The 19,678-nt window shown below is 63.9% G+C and carries 18 protein-coding genes and 1 tRNA gene; 11 read left to right on the top strand and 8 right to left on the bottom strand.

What is annotated here, in order from left to right; genetic code table 11:
- From ACO48X_RS03300 to ACO48X_RS03335, 8 genes are all read left to right on the top strand, one after another.
- A partial coding sequence (locus ACO48X_RS03300; protein ID WP_485000513.1) for a mechanosensitive ion channel domain-containing protein occupies positions 1–1,393 on the top strand: 1,393 nt, incomplete at its 5' end.
- 214 nt (positions 1,394–1,607) lie between these two features.
- Entirely contained in the window at positions 1,608–2,012 is a 405-nt protein-coding gene (msrB, locus tag ACO48X_RS03305; RefSeq protein ID WP_485000515.1) for a peptide-methionine (R)-S-oxide reductase MsrB, read from the top strand.
- A 14-nt stretch (positions 2,013–2,026) separates the two neighbouring features.
- On the top strand, positions 2,027–2,803 hold the full coding sequence (locus ACO48X_RS03310; protein ID WP_485000517.1) for an endonuclease/exonuclease/phosphatase family protein: 777 nt from the start codon (positions 2,027–2,029) through the stop codon (positions 2,801–2,803).
- 394 nt (positions 2,804–3,197) lie between these two features.
- Complete coding sequence (locus ACO48X_RS03315) at positions 3,198–3,668, top strand: SRPBCC family protein (RefSeq protein WP_485000519.1); 471 nt, start codon at positions 3,198–3,200, stop codon at positions 3,666–3,668.
- 11 nt (positions 3,669–3,679) lie between these two features.
- Positions 3,680–5,065 carry an MFS transporter gene (locus tag ACO48X_RS03320; RefSeq protein ID WP_485000521.1) on the top strand — a complete coding sequence of 462 codons (1,386 nt, stop codon included), beginning with the start codon at positions 3,680–3,682 and terminating at the stop codon, positions 5,063–5,065.
- Between the two features lie 5 nt (positions 5,066–5,070).
- A complete protein-coding gene (locus ACO48X_RS03325; protein ID WP_485000566.1) occupies positions 5,071–5,610 on the top strand; it encodes a universal stress protein in 540 nt (179 codons plus the stop codon).
- Position 5,611: 1 nt separating this feature from the next.
- Positions 5,612–7,507 (top strand): alpha-amylase family protein, encoded by a 1,896-nt coding sequence (locus tag ACO48X_RS03330; RefSeq protein ID WP_485000523.1) that lies wholly within the window; start codon positions 5,612–5,614, stop codon positions 7,505–7,507.
- Between the two features lie 281 nt (positions 7,508–7,788).
- Positions 7,789–8,247: a Dps family protein gene (locus ACO48X_RS03335; RefSeq protein ID WP_485000525.1), complete on the top strand. Its 459-nt coding sequence runs from the start codon at positions 7,789–7,791 to the stop codon at positions 8,245–8,247.
- A 326-nt stretch (positions 8,248–8,573) separates the two neighbouring features.
- Here the strand turns inward: ACO48X_RS03335 and rbsK are convergent, their stop codons facing one another.
- The 8 genes from rbsK to ACO48X_RS03375 all read right to left on the bottom strand — a co-directional run bounded on the left by rbsK (position 8,574) and on the right by ACO48X_RS03375 (position 14,933).
- Positions 8,574–9,551 carry a ribokinase gene (rbsK, locus tag ACO48X_RS03340; RefSeq protein WP_485000527.1) on the bottom strand — a complete coding sequence of 326 codons (978 nt, stop codon included), beginning with the start codon at positions 9,549–9,551 and terminating at the stop codon, positions 8,574–8,576.
- A 224-nt stretch (positions 9,552–9,775) separates the two neighbouring features.
- A complete protein-coding gene (locus ACO48X_RS03345; protein WP_485000529.1) occupies positions 9,776–11,302 on the bottom strand; it encodes a polyamine aminopropyltransferase in 1,527 nt (508 codons plus the stop codon).
- Complete coding sequence (locus tag ACO48X_RS03350; RefSeq protein WP_485000531.1) at positions 11,302–11,565, bottom strand: DUF350 domain-containing protein; 264 nt, start codon at positions 11,563–11,565, stop codon at positions 11,302–11,304. Before ACO48X_RS03350 ends, ACO48X_RS03345 begins: the two co-directional genes overlap by 1 nt.
- An 87-nt stretch (positions 11,566–11,652) precedes the next feature.
- Positions 11,653–12,513: a hypothetical protein gene (locus tag ACO48X_RS03355; RefSeq protein ID WP_485000533.1), complete on the bottom strand. Its 861-nt coding sequence runs from the start codon at positions 12,511–12,513 to the stop codon at positions 11,653–11,655.
- On the bottom strand, positions 12,513–12,854 hold the full coding sequence (locus ACO48X_RS03360; RefSeq protein ID WP_485000534.1) for an S-adenosylmethionine decarboxylase family protein: 342 nt from the start codon (positions 12,852–12,854) through the stop codon (positions 12,513–12,515). The genes ACO48X_RS03355 and ACO48X_RS03360 overlap by 1 nt, the downstream gene beginning before the upstream one ends.
- A gap of 242 nt (positions 12,855–13,096) precedes the next feature.
- Positions 13,097–13,168 (bottom strand) — tRNA-Lys (locus ACO48X_RS03365).
- Between the two features lie 235 nt (positions 13,169–13,403).
- A complete protein-coding gene (locus tag ACO48X_RS03370) occupies positions 13,404–13,739 on the bottom strand; it encodes a sulfurtransferase TusA family protein (protein ID WP_485000536.1) in 336 nt (111 codons plus the stop codon).
- Positions 13,740–13,871: 132 nt separating this feature from the next.
- On the bottom strand, positions 13,872–14,933 hold the full coding sequence (locus tag ACO48X_RS03375; protein WP_485000538.1) for a YeeE/YedE family protein: 1,062 nt from the start codon (positions 14,931–14,933) through the stop codon (positions 13,872–13,874).
- A 1,005-nt stretch (positions 14,934–15,938) separates the two neighbouring features.
- On the opposite strand from ACO48X_RS03375, the gene ACO48X_RS03380 reads away from it, so the two are divergent.
- The 3 genes from ACO48X_RS03380 (at position 15,939) to ACO48X_RS03390 (ending at position 19,669) form a co-directional block, all read left to right on the top strand.
- Positions 15,939–16,547 carry a hypothetical protein gene (locus ACO48X_RS03380; RefSeq protein ID WP_485000540.1) on the top strand — a complete coding sequence of 203 codons (609 nt, stop codon included), beginning with the start codon at positions 15,939–15,941 and terminating at the stop codon, positions 16,545–16,547.
- 930 nt (positions 16,548–17,477) lie between these two features.
- A complete protein-coding gene (locus ACO48X_RS03385; RefSeq protein ID WP_485000542.1) occupies positions 17,478–17,936 on the top strand; it encodes a hypothetical protein in 459 nt (152 codons plus the stop codon).
- Positions 17,936–19,669, top strand: coding sequence for a TrbL/VirB6 family protein (locus tag ACO48X_RS03390; protein WP_485000544.1), 1,734 nt, complete (start codon positions 17,936–17,938; stop codon positions 19,667–19,669). Before ACO48X_RS03385 ends, ACO48X_RS03390 begins: the two co-directional genes overlap by 1 nt.
- The last annotated feature ends 9 nt before the right edge of the window (positions 19,670–19,678 follow it).

Here is a 19,678-nt window from a genome sequence, read left to right on the forward strand (position 1 = left end):
GATCGGATTCTCCGTCGCGCTGCCGATGGCCACGAGCGGCGGGGACGTCGGCTGGAACATGTGGGTCGAGCACGGGTTCCTCATCGCAACGATCGCGGCTTTGACGTGGCTCGTCTCGTCGATTGCAACGGGCGTGCAGGACCTCATCCTCAACCGCGTGAGGGAGAGCGGGCAGTCGCGTTACTGGAAGGTGCAGACGCAGGTCCGCATACTCAACAGGGTGGTCGGAATCTCGATCTGGATTTTGGGCGCCGCCGCGATCCTCATGACCTTCCCGCTCGCAAGGGCGTTCGGCGCCTCGGTCTTCGCCTCGGCCGGAGTCATCTCCGTGGTCGCCGGCCTTGCGGCGCAGTCAACCTTGGGTAACTTGTTCGCGGGTCTGCAGCTGGCCTTTTCCGACTCGATCCGCATGGGCGACATCGTCATATGGAACAACGACCAGTACGCGAAAGTCGAGGACATCACGCTCAGCTACGTCGTCCTGAAAGTGTGGGACGGGCGCAGGCTCATTGTGCCGTCCAAGGCACTGACCACCAAGACCTTTGAGAACTGGACGCGGCGGGCGCCCGAAATGCTCGGATACGTCGACCTGCTGCTTGATTGGAGCGTTCCGATTCCAGCTCTGCGCGCCGAACTCGACAGGATCCTCAAGGAAACCACGTTGTGGGACGGCAACACCGGGATCATCCAGGTTCGCGCCGCCGAGAGCACGTCGATTCAAGTCTCGGCGCTTGTTTCCGCCGCGACGCCTTCGAACCTCATCGATCTCAAGTTCTTCGTGCGCGAGCGGCTTGTTCGCTGGATACAGGCGAATGCTCCGGACGCGGTACCCCACGGGCGCAGTTTCGTCAACCCGCCAGATCCGCTGCTCGAGGAAATCCCAGCGGCGGACGCCCTTCTTCCCGCGGGCAGGCCCGACGCTCCGAACTCCGGCAGGCCCGACGTCGTCAGAGTCTCCGACGGCAAAGACCAGAGCCGCCCGACGTTCCGTTCGGCCAGCCCCCAGGGCGGCCCGTCCGGTCCGCACGGCAAACGGCGCCACGGCGACCGTGGCCCGACGGGCACCAGGGTGTTCCCCGCGTCCCCGCCGGTGGTGCGCGTTCCTCTCGCCGACCGCGAACCGACCCCCCAGACGGCGCCCTCGCCGCTGACGGAAACCGGATACGAAGCCTCGATCTTCACCGGATCCGCAGGGGCGGAGAAGCGCGGCAAGGACTTCGCCGGGCCCGGCGAAGACGCCATGCGCGAGCGGGAGGAGGCTGCCCGCAAGAAGGAGGGGACGCAGGGCTCCGGGGACGGCGGCGTCGACGCCGAAGACGCTCCCGAACGCGGCGAAGGCCCCGCCACGGAGATTCGCGCGGGCGCCAAGAAAGAGGCCGGCTCCAAAGCGTAGGCGGCTGCCTCGCGGAGCCTTTCCCTTCACGCATGAGCGCCGCAGCGTGCGCCCGCGGCCGCTGGGGCGATGCTGGAACGAAGGACGAAAACAACTTGGCCGCAACGTGCGCCCGTGGCCGTGGGCGCACGGCCTTGATCGGCCCCAAAACTTGCCCATTCCGCTCAGAGTGAGAGCGATGGACACGTCGCACGACGAAAGCGAGCATAGTGGTATGACGAAACCTCTTGTGCCGCAAACGGATGAGGAGTGGCGCGCAGTTCTCGCTCCCGCCGAGTATCACGTGCTGCGCGAGGCCGGAACGGAAGCTCCCTTCAGCGGCGAGCTTCTGGGCGAAGGGCGCGAAGGCGTTTACTGCTGCCGCGGGTGCGGGGCCGAGCTCTTCCGCTCCGAGACGAAGTTCGATTCGGGCTGCGGCTGGCCGAGCTTTTACGATCCTTCGTCGATGGATTCCGTGGTCACCGACGTCGACTACAAGCTGGGCTATCCCAGGACCGAGGTTCGCTGTGCCTCCTGCGACTCGCATCTCGGCCACGTGTTCCCAGACGCGCCCCAGACCCCGACGGGGCAGCGCTACTGCATGAACTCGGTCAGCCTCTCCTTCGAGCCTTCGGAGTGATCCCTATGCGCCTTGTGAGCTTCAACGTCCAGAGCGGGCGGGCCAACCAATCCTGGGTCGGCGCCGTGCTGGGCGAGGACGCCGTGAACGACGAGGCGGTCCGCGAGGCCGCTGCGGAAATCGCGCAGCTCAAACCCGATGTGCTGGCGCTGCAAGAAGTCAGGGAGGATCGCGGCCGATCTATCCTCTCGGCGTTCGCCGAGGGCGCGGGAATGGAGCATCGACGCTTCGCGGCGTGCCGGCGGGCGCCGAGCAACTTCATGGCCAGGATGTTTCGGCGCTCCCGGCGCGGATACGGCATCGCTTTCGCCACCGCGTACCCCGTCGATTACATCAGGGCCCTCAGGCTGCCTTCGTGGAGGAATCCGGTGCGCAGGGCGTCCGACCGCCGCTTTGGCTGGCGCTTTCGCCTCGAGGAGCAAAGGATGGCGATAGTCGCCGTGCTCCTGACCCCGAAGCCCGTCGTCGTCGGCGCCACGCACTTGACCACGAAGCAGCCGGACAATCGCAAGCAGCTGCGTTTTCTCGAAGACTTCATGGCGAGGGTCGCCCGACGCCGCGGCATCCCCGACGCTCCCCGAATCGTCCTCGGCGACCTCAACACGCACCTCGAAGACATTCAGAAACAGACCGAGTACGAAGTCCTCGCGCAGGCGCTGACCTATCCCGACGACGAGCCCAGCTCCCAGATCGACCACATCCTCGGGGTCGGCTTCCGGGCGGCGGGAGAAGCGACGACGCGGCGCCTGGCCGTTTCAGATCATCGCATGCTCGCCGTCGACGTCGATTGACCGGCCCTCGGGTTTCCGGCATAGATTGACCGGCTCTCGGGTCTTCGGCGCCGTCCCCGCAACAGACCCCCGTTCCGGCGAAATGCGAAGCTCGGCCCGGCAAAACGCGGGGACAAAAGTCCCCGAAAATCGCAAGCTGTGAGACAACGCACACGGCCTTTTCCCGGTCGATTTTCCTGGAATCTGGCCGAATTCCGCGCAATCTGGGGGAAGGGGCGCTGTCCTGTATGTGAGACGGGTGGGGAAGCGGTCGGATGGCCGTTGATAGGCTAGCGCCGCTGCACGATTGTTAGATCCATTACTCTCGCTGAGGAGTCGATCCCGCGACCGTGCGGAAGGCGTTCATTGTGGACACCTATGACGATGTCCGTCCGATTGCAACAGAGGAATCGATATGGAACCCGATACAGTCCTTGAGGTTGAGCGGATCTTCGAGGAGCCGCGCAACGTTTTGTTCAGGGCTTTCACCGAGCCGAAGGCGCTCGCGCAATGGTTCGCGCCCGACGGGTGGCACGTTGTGCCCGAGTCGGTCGAGCTTGATCCGCGGCTCGGTGGTCGCCTCCGTCATACGAAAGTCCGTGACGACGACCCCGCAAGGACGTGGGTTGTCGACGGCATATACACCGAGGTCTTCTACCCGGATGTCCTTGTGAGCCAGCAGAGGATCACCGGAATCGAGGGGATCGATCCCTCCAGGCCCGTTGAGCTGCGAGTCGAGTTTTCGAGGCAAGGACAGGGCAAGACCCTCCTGCGGGTCGTCCAGGGCCCCTATGAGTCCCAGGCCGCGGTCGACTACGCGAAGGTTTGGGAGTCCATTCTCGACAGGCTTCAGGCATACATCGACGGCGCCGGCGCCGCTTCATAGAACGGAATTCCATGACGCAGAAAAATACTACGGTCATTCGGCATAAGCCGATGATGAGCATGAGGCAGATTCTCCTCATGAATCTCGGCTTTTTCGGCATCCAATACTCGTTCGGAATGCAGCAGACCGCGATCAACCCGATCTACAAGATGCTGGGCGCCGACGAGTCGGAACTGCCGATCCTCAATATGGCCGGCCCCATCACGGGCCTTCTCATTCAGCCGATCATCGGTGCCATGTCGGACAGAACATGGAGCGAGAGATGGGGGAGGCGAAAGCCGTACTTCATCGTCGGCGCCATCGGCTGCTCCGTGTGCCTCTTCCTCTTCCCATTTGTCTCGGCCCTGTGGATGGCCGTCCTCCTTTTGTGGCTGCTCGACGCCTCGAACAACACCGCGATGGAGCCGTACCGCGCCTTCATCGCCGATCGGCTCCCGCCCAGCCAGACGGCCAAGGGCTTCCTCGCCCAGTCCTTCTTCGCGGGCCTGGGAATCACCCTCGCCAATGCCTCGATGTTCCTTTTCGAGCATATATGGGAGGGGGTGGCCGGCTCGGGCTTGCCTTACTACGTTTTCGGGGCCTTCATGCTGGGGTCGGTGTGTTCCATCGCCACCGTCCTCGTCTCTGTTTTGTCCACTGACGAGATTCCGCCGTCGCCGGAGGAACTCGCGGAGCTCCGCTCGAAGAAGGACCGCGAGCGTTTCGGTGCGCTCAAAGAGATCGGCAACGCGATTGTCGAGATGCCGAAGGAACTGCGCAAGCTGGGGCTCGTGTACCTGTTCCAGTGGTACGCAATGTTCGTTTATTGGCAGTTCATCTCTCTGTCCATCGCCAAGTCGGTGTTCAATACAACCAATGCACAGTCCCAGGCGTACAGGGACGCGACTACGTGGACCGGCCTTGTGAACGGCTCGTACAACGTCGTCACCTTCATGGTGGCTTTCGGCCTCGTGTCTCTTGCGAAGAGGCACGGCGCCAAGTGGGTCCACACGGCGAGCCTCATATGCGCCCTCGTATCGCTTCTCGTCCTTCCGCACGTCACCAACAAGTTCCTCGTCTTCTTGCCGATGATCGGCTTCGGCATCTCGTGGGCGTCGCTCTTGGGCGTGCCGTACATCATGGCGGTCCGCATGGTCCCATCGAACAGGTACGGCGTGTACATGGGCATCCTCAACATGATGATCGTGCTGCCGCAGCTGCTGGAGACCGTGACTTTCGGATGGATCTACGAGAACCTCCTGGGCAAGGATCCGACGAACGCGATCACCTTCACCGGCGTTCTCATGGGCTTGGCCGCGATCGCCATGACGTGGATCAACGAGCCCCCGACCATCCGAGACATGGACGACGTTTCCGCCCCGCCGAAGGTGGCCGGAGAATTCAAGGAAGGCAAGTGAGCGAAATGACCGAAAACATGCCGAAGTACAGCCGAATCCTCGTGGGCACCGACGGCAGTGCGCTCGCCGGGCCGACTGTTCGGCGGGCCGTCTCCATCGCGGCCTCCAATGACGCCGACGTCGTGATCGTCTGCGCCTACACGGCCATCAGCGACCGCGATGCGGCGTCGTCCCCAGAGATAGCGGCCACGAAGTACGCGACCATGGGCCAGGTGCCCGGCGTGGCCGCGGCGACCGACGCCCTGGAGCAGGCCGTCGACGTCGCCGAAGGGGCCGGAGTCCGCGTCGCCGCTGCGCTCCTAGTCGACGGCGAACCGGCCGAGGCCCTCCTCGAGGCGGCCAAGCAGTACCGAGTCGACGCGCTTGTCCTCGGCGCCATCCGCGACACGTCGATCGTCGGGCGGCTGCTGGGCAACGTGGCCTCCGACGTCGTCCGGCGGGCTCACAGGGACGTGCTCATCGTCCGCCCGCCTGAAGAAGGAGCTGAGGAGGCTCCGGCAGAGGCAGCCGGGAAACCCGCCGCGGAAGCGGCCGGGGAGGACTGACATGCCCCTCGACGCGGAAACGGAGCGCGACTTCAATCTGCGATGGAAGCGCTACGCGCCGCAGATCCGCACCGCTTTGGCCAAGGTGTATCCGGGGCGGGAGACGGAGGTCGAGGCCAGGCTGGCCAAGGTCATAAAGGACGCGATGGCGGAGCGCCCGGCCGAGCTCCGGGAGCTGGACGAGGAGCGCATCCTGCGCCCAGATTGGCTGCAACAGCCCGAGATGATCGGCTACGTCGCCTACGCGGACCGATTCGCGGGGAGCCTTCGAGGCGTTGCGGAGCACGTCGACTACCTCAAAGGGCTCGGGGTGACTTATCTCCACGTCATGCCGTTCCTCAAACCGCGGGAAGGGGCGAACGACGGCGGGTATGCGGTCCAGGACTACCGCCAGATCAGACCCGACCTGGGGACGATGGACGACCTGGAAGCCATCGCGGCCACCCTGAGGGAGAACGGGATCTCCCTGGAGATGGACCTCGTTCTCAACCACGTCGCCAAGGAACACGAATGGGCGGAGAAGGCCAGGGAGGGGGACCCGAAGTATCGGGACTACTTCCTCCTGTACCCCGACCGGAAGATGCCCGACGAGTTCGAGAAGACGCTCCCGGAGATCTTCCCGGACTTCGCTCCCGGCAATTTCACCTGGAACGACGCGGCAAACGCGTGGGTGTGGACCACCTTCAACGAGTACCAGTGGGACCTCAACTGGGCCAATCCCGAGGTGCTCTACGAGTTCGTCGAGCTCATCTGCTGGCTGGCGAACAAGGGAGTGGACGTCTTCCGCCTGGACGCGATCGCGTTCATCTGGAAGAGGCTCGGAACCAACTGTCAGAATCAGCCGGAAGTCCACGATGTGACGCAGGTGCTTCGAGGGTGCCTGCGCGTGGCCGCCCCGGCTGTGGCGTTCAAGGCCGAGGCCATCGTCGCGCCCGAGGACCTCATGCCCTACCTCGGCGTGCGTCAGCACCACGGTTTGGTCTCGGACATGGCTTATCACAACGAGCTCATGGTCCAGCTGTGGAACTCGATTGCCACGGGCGGGGCGGAGATGGCCCAGGTGGCCCTCTCCGAGATGCCGAACAAGCCGACGACGGCGACGTGGGCCACCTACGTCAGGTGCCACGACGACATCGGGTGGGCGATCTCCGACCACGACGCCGAGATGGTCGGCGTGACGGGATTCGGCCACCGCGCCTACCTCTCGGACTTCTATTCCGGGCGATATCCGGGATCCTTCTCCCGGGGGCTGGTGTTCCAGGAAAACCCTGCGACGGGCGACCGCCGGATCTCCGGTTCGTGCGCGAGCCTGGCCGGGCTGGAGAAGGCCGTCGAGGAGAACGACGCCGAGGCGATCGACCTGGCAGTCAAGCGGATCGCGCTGATGTACGCCGTGGTGTGCGGATACGGCGGCGTCCCTCTGCTGTATATGGGCGACGAACTGGGCCTGTTCAACGACATGTCCTACCTTGATGACCCGGCCCACGCCGAAGACAACAGGTGGGCGCACCGGCCGTTCATGGATTGGGATCTCGCCAAGCGAGTGGAAACCGACGTCGAGAGCCCGGCGGGGCGCGTCAACGCCGCGCTGCGCCACATCTTAACCGTGCGTGCAGCCACCACTCAGCTGCACGCCTCGGTTCCCTCGATCCCGGTGGAGAGCCCGGAGCATCGTCTCTTGGTCCTCGAAAGGGACCACCCCTTGGGGACGATGGTTCAGGTCTACAACTTCACCGGCGAGACTGTGGCGCTGCGCCACGACGTCCTCGCCCGGCGGCTGGGCTTCGACGCCCAAGAGCTCCTGGGCGGGTACTCCTGGGATCTGCGGCTCCCGCGCATTGATTTCGCGCCGTACCAGGCTGCCTGGTTCGTCTCGGCGGAGATCGCGGATCTGTAAGCGGGTCCTCCTCCGGCGGGCGAACGTTGCTGAAATGCGGCGGGGCAACGCGGCAGGCGAGCGCTGCCGAGGTGCAGGAATGCGGCCTGATGCGTGTGGGCCCCGCGATCGGTCGGGGCCCACGTTCGCGCGTTGAGGGAACGCCGCAGCCTCCAAACGGCGTCGGTGTGACGCGATAGCCTGATGTCGTGGTGGACTCAACCGCCAAACAAGAATAAACTAGAATCATTCAAGTTTAAGAAGCGGGCGCGAATCCTGCGCTCGCGGAAAAAGGAGCGAACATGACTAACCAGCAGCTTTCTCCCGTCGTCGAGAAGGCGCTTCAACAGGCCCTTGTCGATTTAACCGATCTCAGCCTGCTGGGCAAGCAGGCGCACTGGAACATCAAGGGCACACGTTTCCGCGCGCTGCACTTGCAGCTTGACGAGATCGTCGACGAAGTCCGTGTGGCTTCCGACGACGTCGCCGAACGCCTTGCCGCCCTCGGCGGAGTTCCCGACGCCCGCGCCGCGACCGTCGCGGCCTCCTCGGGCCTCAAGCAGTTCGACGCGAGCTTTCTCAGCGTGGACGAGGTTTACTCGCAGTTCGAGGAGCTGCTCATGACGGTTTCCGACCGAATCAAGGCCACCTTGGACCCTGTCGACGACGTCGACCACCTGAGCAACGATATGCTCATCGGCATCGCCACGGGACTGGAGAAGCAGGCCTGGATGTTGAGGTCGGCCGCCGACAACCGCTGAGCTGCCGCGGGGCGGACTGGCCGACGCGCCGCGATCGGCGACGAACGGCAGTGACGGCGCAAAGTCCGCTAGAACGCAGAGACCTGGGCGCACAATCGCACTGTTTGCGCTCCTTCGTTCGGCGAGGCTCCGGTTTCTCGCCGGAGGATCCGCAAGGCCGGGGGCACGTCGCCCCCGGCCTTTCAATGTCCGTGCACCGCGTGTTTCGGTTTGGCGCGCGCCCTCGTGTACCGTGCACTTCGGTTCGGCGCGCGCCCTCGTGTACCGTGCGCCTAGTTTTGGCGTGCGGCCTCGTTAACGTGATCGCCCCTTGACGCGAGTTTCGCTCAGTCAGTTTTTGCCATGAACTCTTCGCGGGTGGCATACGAGGTTTGGGTTCCCAGCCTCGTCACGGAGTCGGCTGCGTAACGGCATGCGGCGGTCAGCGCCGATTCGACGTCGCCGGGGGCCGCCATGTCGCGGTCGGAGCTTGCCGAATCGCCGCCGGTCAAATCGCCGCCGGTCAAATCGTCGCCGGAGACGAGGCAGTGGCTGAAGCAGCCGATGAAAGCGTCGCCGGCGCCCGTGGTGTCGACGGCGGCGACGGGTGCGGCGGGAATTCGTTTCGTCTGCGATTCGTTGATCCACAGGGCTCCGCGCGAACCCAACGTGACCACGATGTTGCGGATTCCGGCGTCGAGCAGGCTGCGCGCCGCCTCCTCCGCCTGTTCGGGGTTTTCCACCGGCATGCCAGTCAGCAGCGCCAGCTCCGACTCGTTCGGCACGAAATAGTCGCACCCCTTGATGCGGTCCAGGTCCAGCTCGGGATGCGCGGGGGCGGGGTTGAGAAGAACCGGTATCCCTCGCTCGTTGCCGAATTCGATCGCCGCATAGACCGTTTCGAGGGGGATTTCGAGCTGGAGCACGATGAGCTTGGTTTTCGCGAGATCCTCGGCGGCGTCGGCGACGTCCTCCGGCGAAAGGAGGCCGTTGGCGCCCTTGACGATGAGGATCGAGTTGCGCCCTTCAGGGTCCACAAAGATCGGCGCGACGCCGGAGGACGCTTCGGTTCTCAGCACGTGTGCGGTGTCCACGCCGTTTGCGGCGAAGTTCGCGACGGTGTTTTCCGCGAATACGTCGTTGCCGACTCTGGTGAGCATGAGCACGCTCGAACCGAGCCGCGCGGCCGCAATCGCCTGGTTTGCCCCCTTCCCTCCGCAGCCCATCTGGAATTTCGGCGCTTCGAGGGTCTCGCCCTCGCGGGGCATTCGGTTGATATAAGTGATGAGATCGACGTTGTTCGAGCCGATGACCGCGATGTCCATGTTTCTCCTGTCGTTTAGACGCTGCAGCGCTTGGGTGCGCTTAGACGCGACGACGCTCTAGTGCGCGACGGCCTGCCGAGTCGCTTGCGTTGGGCGAACCTCCAGACCCGATATCCGCCGCGCAGCTGCGACCTAGGTCGCGGCCTGGTTCGAGAAGCGCCGTCGTCGCCGCTTTCGAAAAAGTCTAGCCGAACCGGCCTTCGGGGAGCCTCCCAACCCGAGGGTCAGTAATAACGCCACTGCCGCATGTCGGACTCGTAGGCGTCGATGATCCGTGGTTCAAGCAGGGTCGAAACCTCGGTTTTCGGCACTTTCGGCGGCTGCGTGCGGATCATGAAGGCAAGCAGCTCCTTGTTCTGATAGGAGGTGCCCGGAGCCAGCGGCTGCTTGAGGAGCGCGCTCGGATTCCTCGTCGAAAGGACGAATCCCCACTCGCCGAAGGAGGGGATGTTGTGCGAGAAGGGGAAGACGGCGTATCCGGATTGGCCCGCGCGGACCGTGTTCGCCACGATGTGGAATGCGTGCGGGCTGAAGAAAGACGACGTCGCCTGGGTGACCATGACCCCCTTTGGACTCAGCCTTTCGGAGACGTTTCGGTAAAACTGTTTCGAGTAAAGTTTGGCCATCCGCGCGTTCGGGGGGTCGGCGAGATCGATGAGAGCGGCGTCGTACGTGCCTTTCGCGTCGTCGACGAAGCGAAAGGCGTCGGCGTTGACCACCTTGACGCGCGGATCGCTCAGCGCCCCTTTGTTGACCTCCTTGAGCAGACGGTTGTTTCTCGCGAGGTCCGTGACCTTCGCGTCGATGTCGACCACGGTCACCCGTCTGACGCTGGGGTACTTGAGAAGCTCGCGAGCCAACAGCCCGTCGCCCCCGCCGAGCACGAGGACGTTGCGCGGGTCCTTGACGGACGTCAAGGCGCTCGCTGCCAAGGTCTCGTGGTAGCGGACCTCGTCGAGGCTGGAAAACTGCAGCTGGCGATTGAGGTAGAGACGCAGATCCTCGCCGTACTTCGTGACGACGATCTTCTGGTAGGGAGACTGCTCGTAAACGAGGACGGGGTCCCGGTAGGCCTCGGCGTCGATCGCCTTCTCGAAGTAGCTTGCGCCGGCGAACATCCCCAGAAGCGCGACCGCGACGGCGATGCTCGAGGCGAGAAGCCTCTTTGAGCTTTTCAGTCTGAAGAGGATGGCGACTGCCACTGCGATGTTGAGTGTGGCCACAAGGTAGGCGCTGCGCATGAGCCCCAGTTGGGGAAGCAAAAGCAGGGGGAAGACGAGCGAAGCCACGAGGGCCCCGAAGTAGTCGATGGCCAGCACCTTGCTCAGCAGCTCAACCGACGACTTTCGCCCGAAGGCTGCGAACATCTTCACCAGCAGGGGGATTTCCAGGCCGATGAGGACGCCGATCACCAGGCTTATGGCGGAAAAGGCGGCCCAGTGCAGCTTGGTGAACGTGAAAGCCAGGTGAAGGATGAGGACCGAGTTTCCGCCGATGAACCCCAGGGCGATCTCGTTGACCGCGAAGCTCGTGGAAGGCCGCCAGCGGATGTATTTGACCAGCAGCGAGCCGATGCCCATCCCAAAAAGGGTGACGCCCGTCGCGAGGCTGAAGCTGGTGATCGAGTCGCCGATGAGGTACGACGCCGTCGTCCCGAGGATCAGCTCGTAAACCAAACCGCCGACGGCGACGAGCAGCGCGGCCGCGAAAAGGGTGGTGTTCTCCGCGCGGGACGCCTTCGAGTCGGGCATCAGCTGCTGATCGTCCCCGCGATGATGATCGCAGTGGCTATGGCCAGCCCCGCGATCGCCACTCCCATTCCCACGTTGTCGTCTTTGACGAGCTCTTTGCGAATGTCGAGTTTGAACAGAAAGTTGGTGACGACCGCGAAGAGGATGAGCAGCGCGAAGCCGAGAACGGCGTAGAGGATCGTGCTCAGTATCGAGGCCCAGCCGAATCCGAAGGTGTCGACGTCGTGAAGCACGGTGTCCGCGAGGATCGTGGATGAGAACATGGATTTCCTTTCGTGTGCAATAGGCTGCGGGTGTAAAAGAGGCTGCAGACGGATGTAAATGCCCGGGTGTGGAAAAGAGGCCGGCGATTATTTCCCTATGCCGCCTCCGCCCCCGCCGTAGACGCTGCGTGGGCGGTATCCGCCGCCGTCGTTGTTGCTGTACCTGGGCCTGTAGACGGGGCGGTATCCGCCGCCGTCGTTGCCGTACCTGGGCCTGTAGACAGGGCGGTGATAGGGATAGTAGCCGCCGTCTGGGTCGTAGGTGTTTTCGGTGTCGGTCCCGGGGCTATAAGTGTCGTCGGTTTCGTCCTCGGTCGCCTTCGATGCGATGAAGCTGACGATGACAACGACGGCTATGACCGCGAGAATCATAGCGACGACGCCGAGCATGCCGGAGTATTTGCCCGAGCGCGGCAGGAGCCTCTTGCCGAAAAGGAGAATTTGGCTCTCCTCGCTCAGGATTGTTTTCGTGTAGCAGGCAAGCTCGGCGCCGTTGTACGTCTCGATGTTCAGCTGCCCCATGACGCCGTTGTCGTCGTGGTATCTGAGCACTGCGTAAGCGATTTTGTCGCCCGCGTGGACGTCGTAGCGCGTCGTCCCCTCCGTGGCCGTGACTTCGCCGACCGCAGCCTCTTCGACCTTCGCCCGGACGCTGGAACCTCCGGGGAGCGTGATGCGGATCCGTTCGCCGACGGTGAGCGTCTCGGGACTTGGAAGCTCCTCGGGCATGCGGATCGGCTCATAGAGGGAGATCTCGCGATTGAAATGGTCGCATTCGAGCCAGACGTCTCCCTTGTTGAAGGAAATCAGTTCCCACTCTTCCCAGTCGTAATAGCGATTGTCCTCGCGATCCCACGTTCTGAGACTCAGGTTTCCTCTGACCGTGTATGTGCCCTGCGAACCCTTCAGTTTCTCATTGAGGCCCAGCCGTACCTTTTTCTTCGACATCAGACATTCACCGTTTTCCTAGTGACTTTCGTTGCGTGAAACGCCGTCCGAATCGATTCTTCCATTTGTTCTGCATTCTGCTCGTCCACAGGTTTGCATGTGGTGAGGGTGATGTAGCCTCCGCCTTCCTCCGGCCATGTGTGCATGGCAACGTGGGATTCGGACAGGAGCAGCACGGCGCTTATGCCTTGAGGGGAGAACAGATGGGTGACCGAGTCGACGACGTGAAGACCAGCCTGCTTGGCTATCGATCTGAGCGTGTTTTCCACCGTTGCGCGCGCGTTGAGCAAATCATGGGACGCCCCGTGAACTTTGAAAACCAGGGACTGGTACGTGAACATGCTGGCAATTCTACTTAACAAACCATGGCGAAGGAATCCTCGTCCGGCGGTCGGACTGGGGCGAGGGATCCAAAGGCGGTTCGAAAAGCGAGGGGAGACGAGGGGGCGAAAAGCGGGGTTTGAAAAGCGGGGAGCGGAAAACGGGGATTCGAAAAGCGAGGGCACGAAAAGCGAGGGGCGAAGACCGGCAGACGCAAGCCCGCGAATGAAAAGGGCGGGGCCGATCGGCCCCGCCCCGCGAGTAGGCCCGGTGGGACTCGAACCCACAACAAACGGATTAAAAGTCCGCGGCTCTACCATTGAGCTACAGGCCCGCGAGTAGTCTACAGCCTGAGGCGGCCGACGTCGAACCCGTCAAACCGCCGACGTCGAACACGTCAAGCCGCGGACGCCGAAGCGGCTGAACCGCGGACGCCGCGCTCGCGTGGGGCCCGATGCCGCACATGTTTGGGGCGACGGAAGCGAACTCGCGGGTTCGCTTCCGTCGCCGGTCGCTTTTCGCGCCCGTCGCGTCTACGGCTGACATCCAATCCGTGGACGCGCCGGCGGTCAAGCCTTGCGTAGCGTGATCGTCCAAATGGCTTTGTCGATCTGCCGGAAGTCGGTTACCGCGTGCCCCGCAGCGGACGCCCACGCGGGGATCGAATCTGTCGCTTGGGTGCAGTCGAAGTCGATCTGGAGTTCGTCGCCCGAGTGGAGACCTCCGATGGCGCGCTTGGCCTCCACGAGCGGGAACGGGCACACCTGCCCGATCGTGTCGAGAACGTACTTCTTCGAATCTCCTCCCTCGGGCCTTTCCCCGCTGTGGTTTTCGCCGCTTTGACCGGCCGTTGCGAGGACGGCCGCAGGGCGCTTGCTCTTGATCTTGATCTTGATGAAGTTCATCCTTTTCCTTTCGCTGATGACGGAGTGTCGGATATGACGGGTATTTTCGATGGGGCGCAGCGCCGACGGCGATGTCGCGTCGATCGTGGTCATGCGCTGCCCTTTAGACGCGCGCACTTAGGGCGGCGCTGCCTAGCGAGCGGGGACCGGCGCGGCTTCCCTCGCGACGGCGTCGGCCCTCCGATGGGACTGCACGAATGCCTTGGCGCCCGCGCCGACGCCGAGGAATGTGAAGAGAAACGCAAGCCAGCCTTGCCATGAAAACAGCGCTGACTGAACGAGCGAGTTGCCGATCGTGCAGCCGCCGGCGATCGAGGCGCCGATCCCCATGAGGATTCCGCCCCACACGGCTCTGACGGCGGTTCGCGCGTCGGGCGCCCTCAGCCGGAATTCACCCGAGCCCTTTGCCGCGATGAATGAGCCGGGAATGATGCCGAGGACGAACCACACGCCCCAGTCAGCGAAGGACGAATCGCCGGTTGTAAGGAAAGAAACGGCGTTTGCCGACGGCGTCGTGATTCCGAGCCCGGCATTGCGCCCCGTCGCCGCGGAAAGCGGGTAGGCGGCCGCTGCGAGAACGCCCACTATGAGCGCGGTTGCATTGGGATTCCATCTCTTTTCGAAGAGCACGTGGGCGATCCCCGTCTTTTGCGGAGGCAGCGCGGCGATCGGCGCCTGCGCGTTCTGAGTCTGGCGAATGACGAGCCAGCCGACGAACAGAGCGAGCGCAGCCGTGGGGACCCATGGGGAAACGTGGAAAGTCTCGTGGATCGTGGTGGCCTCTTGCGTGGTGCCTTTGAGGGTGTCGGCGACTCCTTTCCCGACCCCGCGCTTCATGGCCGCCGACGTGAAGGCGTACAAACCTAGGGCAATCCATGAGCCGATGAGGCCTTCGCCGCTTCGGTAGTACGTTCCCGTCGCGCAGCCGCCCGCGAGCACGATGCCGAGCCCGAAGACGAACGAGCCGCTTGCGACCGCCCAGATCGCGAGCTGGTCAGGCTCCGGAGCGATCCACCCGAAGGACGTCATGAGCTGGACGAGCACCGCCTGGACGGCGATGGCGACGAGGAACGCGGTGAGCCACCGGGTGGATTTGCTCAGCCACACGTCGCGGAAGGCGCCCGTGACGCAGAAACGGCCGCGCTGGAAGACGAAGCCCAGGACGACGCCGAGGGCAAAACCGGTCAATAACATGGTGTTCCTTCTTGTTGCGATTGAAATTGCTGTGGTTGAAACGCCTGCGGATGCAGGCGCGAGAAGGGGCGGCGAAACCCGACGCACATAGGGCCGGACGAGCTTCGGAGCGGCCCGAAAGTCGTGGATCGGCCTGAGAGTCCCGGGGCGGCTCGAAAACTCCGAGTCTGCCCGAGAATCCCGGAGCGGCCCGAGAATCTAGGGGTGGCTCGAAGGTCCCGGAGCGGCTCGATAATTTCGGAGTCACTCGCGAGGAGCCAGGGGAGCGGCCTATGAGGCTCACCGCGAACGCGCGAGAACATCAAGGAAGCGCGAAAGCGCCAAGATGCATGCGAGCGGTTTCAAATCTCGGCGGGCTGCTTTGGCTCTCAGCGAGCGGCTCGGGATCTCGATGAGAGGCTCCGGCTCTCGTTGAAGGATCTCGGATTCCAATGAGAGGCCTTTGAGATCAGCGAGAAGTCACAAATCTCAACGAGGGCCTCAAACCCAATTAGGCGTCTCGGATTCGACTACAGGAGCCAGATCGAGACGAGCGGTACCGAATCTCAATGATTGATGTTGGATATGAACGAGTGGTGCCAGATCTCAACAAATGGGTCCGATGGTCTCTCCGAGAGCCTTCCGGCGTCGCTGCATCGAACGCGAATAGAGGTTGGGGCGATGCATGCAGCAGGCCGAGGTGGGAATCGACGCGGCGAGCCGGATCCGACGAGCCGGATCCAAACGGCCTAAATCAACACATTCGCGGACGCATCGAACAGCACATGGCGTGCGCGGAATGGTTCGTCGCGTACGTGCGGTGCATGTGGAGGAAAGTCATGTTGAATCCCCGTGTTCGATGGAATGTACCCGATGAACTTACCACGCCGCGACCCGATGCGGAAGAGGCCGCCGCATGCCGTTGTGGTTGGGAAGGCACATGTCGGGCGGCCGAACGGCGAAGGGAGTTCCCTTCGGGGTGCAATTTACGTCACAATAGAGGTGTCACCTTGAAGGAGGAAATCGATGAACAAACAGCCGCGACGTCCTGCTCAATTGGAAGACGCTCAGATAGAAGCGATCGAGGGCGACGCCGACGTTGCCTACAACTCCGAGCTTGCGCACACCTCGGCGCAGGCGCTCATGCCTATGGGAACGCATTTCCGCGAGAGAGACCGGGCCCTCGTCGCCCGCATCCTCGACTTGGTGGACGAGGAAGGCGTCGACGTGGTCGCCGAAACCTGGGTCCGCTCGCCCGAAAACAGCTTGCCGGGAATACTCTGGCGCGGTTACCTTCTGCGCGAGTGGATTCGCCGGGACAAGGACGACGCGGCCCGGCGCTACGAGGCTGCGAAGGCGGCTGCAGAGGGCGCCGAGGCGGAACTGCCCAAGCCGGGCGCTTTGCGTCAAGAATGGGATCTTGTTCTCGCGGGCTCCTATGAGGGCGATTTTGCCGAGTTGCTTGACCGTTCGGCCCGCCTCGCCGCAACGCTCGGCGGCGTTGAGTCCGTCTGGATCGAGGAGGATTCCGATCCTCTTGCCACGGAGGTGACGAGGCGGCGCGACGCCTTCGCCTCCACGGCCCGGGAGTTCGAGGCCGCCGCCGGTCTGGTGCGCGAGGGGCGCTTGGAGTAGCCGTCTGGCGGATCGTGTCTGCCGAGGCGGTGCGCGGCGCGCCGGCCGAAACGGCGAGCTGCCAGAAAACGGGGATCTGTCCGGGAGGCCTGCCGCGGAAGGCTGCGCGAAGCGGCGGATTGTTCGAACGGCGCGCCGCCGGACGCGTTGGGCTGTTCATCAAGGCGGTCCGGCCGAAACGGCCGTCTGTTCGAAGCGACGGTCTGTCCGAAAGGTTGCGCTGCCTGGGTATGAAGATTGTGCTGCTCGGGTGTGCATCGAAATGCTGGCCGCAATGGTGTGCCGCACTGGGCGTGCGGGGAGCGGCGAACCTGGGCTTGCAAATCGGCTGCAATGCTGCGGTCCCGCTGGAGTCGGCCGGTGGGGTGCCGACATTGTCGGGCGGGCGCATGTTTCCTAGGCGCGGTATGGTTGCCTGCGGCGGCTCCCGTAGGGCGTGGGAGATGATCCCGATTCATTGTTGATAAAATCAAAAAATCTCAGAAAAGATAGTTTCATTCGGATTCTTGACGATCGACGTTTGACGCATGCTTTATGCGAACTTCAAGAGTCATGTCACTGCTGAATGTGTGTGTTTTTGTTTTGGGCGTGTTTGGCATGGTGGGCGTGGTCATGTTTGGTTGGTTGCGAGGGTGCGAATTTTAGGTCGGCCAGGGCGGCGTTCTCTATGGGGTTACGCGCCCGAAATGTCATTATGTCATATGTGTGCAAAGGCGGGTTGTGGAAAAAGGGGTGCGCAAGGCGGGCGGGGGTGCTAACGTTAGGTCTTGACGGTGCTGTAGGTCCTTGCGGCGGCGACAGGTTGGGTGTGCATGCACGGCCATATTGGTCCGAGGTCGGGGCTTGCGGGCCGTCGGCGTCGTCCGCGCGAGCGTGCGGGCGAAGTGTTTTTCGACAGACAACTTTCTTTGGATGGGAAGGGTGGTATGCGTGTCTCAATTCCGTCTTGATCGGGACAAGTTCGATCAGCGGCTCGGCCGTCTGGAAAAGGACGGCGAAGCATTCGACAAGGCCCAGAACGAGTTTGCTTTGGGGGCTCAGGCGGCCACAGGAGCAATGGCCTCAGCCCCGGCCCCCGGTGGGCAGAACAGCGCCGGCATCGGCGAGCTTGACCAGTTCTACGCTCCGCTGCACACGACGCTCTTTGCCTCCGAGCGCGAGCTGCAGGCGGTCTCGCGTGGGCAAAAGCACTGCATCGGCCAGCTGCGGGAGGCGGTCGCCTCCTTCGAGGGCGTGAACGAGGCCGAGCGGGCCAAGTACCTGGAGCGTCTGGCGGCATTGGACGGCAAGTTCACCTACCGACGCCCCCAGGAGATGCAGGAGTTCGTTGAGGCCTATGCGCAAGCCCGCAACCTTGTCGACGTCTTTTCGCAGTGGGGAGGCAAGTGATGGGCACGCCGCACGCCGACCGGCTGTACAAGATGGAGTCCTGGCGCACGAGCGCCCTGGAGGATTCCCACCGGCATTTGGCGTCCGTCAGCCAGTCCTTGACCCAGATCGCCACGGGCAACCGCGAGGTCGCCGCTGACCTCGGACTCGAATGCGCCACCGCGCGGGCGGCCTGCGCCAGTCTTGACCGGCTGGCCAGGCGGATGCTCACCCAAGCCGATGCGCTCAAACAGATCGTCAAATCCTCCACCGACGTCCTCAACGCAGGAATCGACGCCAGAAACGAAAGCGTCGAAATCCAAGCCAGACTCAAACAAGTCAACGAAGGTTTCCAACGCGCAGAGATAATCCGACAGGCTAATGGCGGCGGTTTGTCTGTGCCAGGTATCCCGGGTTCTGGTGTGACGGCGGCTGAGATTGAGGCTCAGCGTCAGACGGCGCATGCTGAGATTGATTCGTTGGCGAAGACGTCGTTGTCCAAGCTCAACGAGCGGACCCTGGCGGCCATCGACGGGCTTCCGCTCCACGACCAGGCCTCTGCCGACCATGTCGGCCGTTCTTCGGCCGACGGGCAGGCCGGCCGTGACCTTGCGGCAGGGCCAAACGCAGGGTCGCCGACTCGGTCGGCCGCTGCCTGGGGTGCGTCGGTGGACACTTCCCTCGGCGGCCCCGGACGCCATGCCGGGCCCCACGACTCCCTGGGAGGCGGAGCCTCAGGCGGCAGTGGCTCTGCGGGCGATCCGGTTGGCGGGGGCGCCTCGTTGCAGGCCTCGCACTACGCGCCGTCGTCTTCCGGTGCGATCGCGTCGTCGGGCTCGTCGGGTTCGCCCACCGGCGTGGTCGGGCATTCGCCTGCGGTGCACAACCCGCTGGCCTCGGCCGCGGCGATTGCGGGAGGGACGGGAGTGGCCGGCTACAAGGCCTACCAAGCCGCACGCGCGGCCCGCGCTGTGCAGATGCCCGCCGCGCGTGCCTCTGTCGTCCGGGCCGCAGGAGCCGCCCCTTCGGCCTCCCCGCCCTCACGGGGGATCGTTCGCGGCGCGACCACGGCTGTGCGCACCCCAACGGCTTCGGGCCGCCCGGCCGGTGCGGTGCGGGGCGGTGCCACCGGGATCGCCCGCCCCGCCTCGACATCCTCTGGCCGTTCCGCCGGGATCGTGCGTGGAGCGACTACCGCCGTGCGCACCCCGACAGCCTCGACAGCCTCGGCCGGGCAGCCCGGCGGAAGAACCCCGGCCCGGGGCTCAGGGGCCCGTGTGCTGACCGGTGGACGCACCCCAACCGCCAACGGCACTGGCTCCTCCCAAAGAGCCGACTCGTCTCGCGGGGCAGGCGCCTCGCGAGGTGTGGGCTCTTCTTCGCGTGGGGGACTGACCGCCCGCAGCGTCTCATCGGTCCAACGCACGCCAACCGGGCAAACAGGCCGCGGCGGCGCAACACGAACCGCCGCCCCCGCCAGGGGGCAAACCCCTCCCGGCAGGTTGTCCCGGTCCGGCACGCGCCAGACCGAGGCTGGCAATGCCCCGCGTTCAAGCTCCCGCCAGGCCGAGGCCCGCACCGGATCCTCCTCGCGGGCCCTGTCAAACCTGACCGGTAGACCCGCCAAGAACAAGAACATCCGCCGCCGGGACAGCGGAGCAACCCCGTCGGTCTCGCCCTACGAGGAAGACAAGACGGTAACCTTCCTCGAAGCCGGACGCCGCGAAGAAAACAACGACGCCCGACCCCGATAAAACACAAAC

This window comes from Peptidiphaga sp., assembly GCF_057238965.1.

Bases quoted from the DNA above. Each gene is read 5' to 3' on its own strand.
- ACO48X_RS03360 (WP_485000534.1), bottom strand. From the start codon at position 12,854: ATGTTCACGTACCAGTCCCTGGTTTTCAAAGTTCACGGGGCGTCCCAT.
- ACO48X_RS03330 (WP_485000523.1), top strand. From the start codon at position 5,612: ATGCCCCTCGACGCGGAAACGGAGCGCGACTTCAATCTGCGATGGAAG.
- ACO48X_RS03345 (WP_485000529.1), bottom strand. From the start codon at position 11,302: ATGCCCGACTCGAAGGCGTCCCGCGCGGAGAACACCACCCTTTTCGCG.
- ACO48X_RS03315 (WP_485000519.1), top strand. From the start codon at position 3,198: ATGGAACCCGATACAGTCCTTGAGGTTGAGCGGATCTTCGAGGAGCCG.
- ACO48X_RS03335 (WP_485000525.1), top strand. From the start codon at position 7,789: ATGACTAACCAGCAGCTTTCTCCCGTCGTCGAGAAGGCGCTTCAACAG.
- ACO48X_RS03375 (WP_485000538.1), bottom strand. From the start codon at position 14,933: ATGTTATTGACCGGTTTTGCCCTCGGCGTCGTCCTGGGCTTCGTCTTC.
- ACO48X_RS03390 (WP_485000544.1), top strand. From the start codon at position 17,936: ATGGGCACGCCGCACGCCGACCGGCTGTACAAGATGGAGTCCTGGCGC.
- ACO48X_RS03355 (WP_485000533.1), bottom strand. From the start codon at position 12,513: ATGTCGAAGAAAAAGGTACGGCTGGGCCTCAATGAGAAACTGAAGGGT.
- ACO48X_RS03370 (WP_485000536.1), bottom strand. From the start codon at position 13,739: ATGAACTTCATCAAGATCAAGATCAAGAGCAAGCGCCCTGCGGCCGTC.
- ACO48X_RS03325 (WP_485000566.1), top strand. From the start codon at position 5,071: ATGACCGAAAACATGCCGAAGTACAGCCGAATCCTCGTGGGCACCGAC.
- ACO48X_RS03320 (WP_485000521.1), top strand. From the start codon at position 3,680: ATGACGCAGAAAAATACTACGGTCATTCGGCATAAGCCGATGATGAGC.
- ACO48X_RS03380 (WP_485000540.1), top strand. From the start codon at position 15,939: ATGAACAAACAGCCGCGACGTCCTGCTCAATTGGAAGACGCTCAGATA.
- msrB (WP_485000515.1), top strand. From the start codon at position 1,608: ATGACGAAACCTCTTGTGCCGCAAACGGATGAGGAGTGGCGCGCAGTT.
- ACO48X_RS03350 (WP_485000531.1), bottom strand. From the start codon at position 11,565: ATGTTCTCATCCACGATCCTCGCGGACACCGTGCTTCACGACGTCGAC.
- rbsK (WP_485000527.1), bottom strand. From the start codon at position 9,551: ATGGACATCGCGGTCATCGGCTCGAACAACGTCGATCTCATCACTTAT.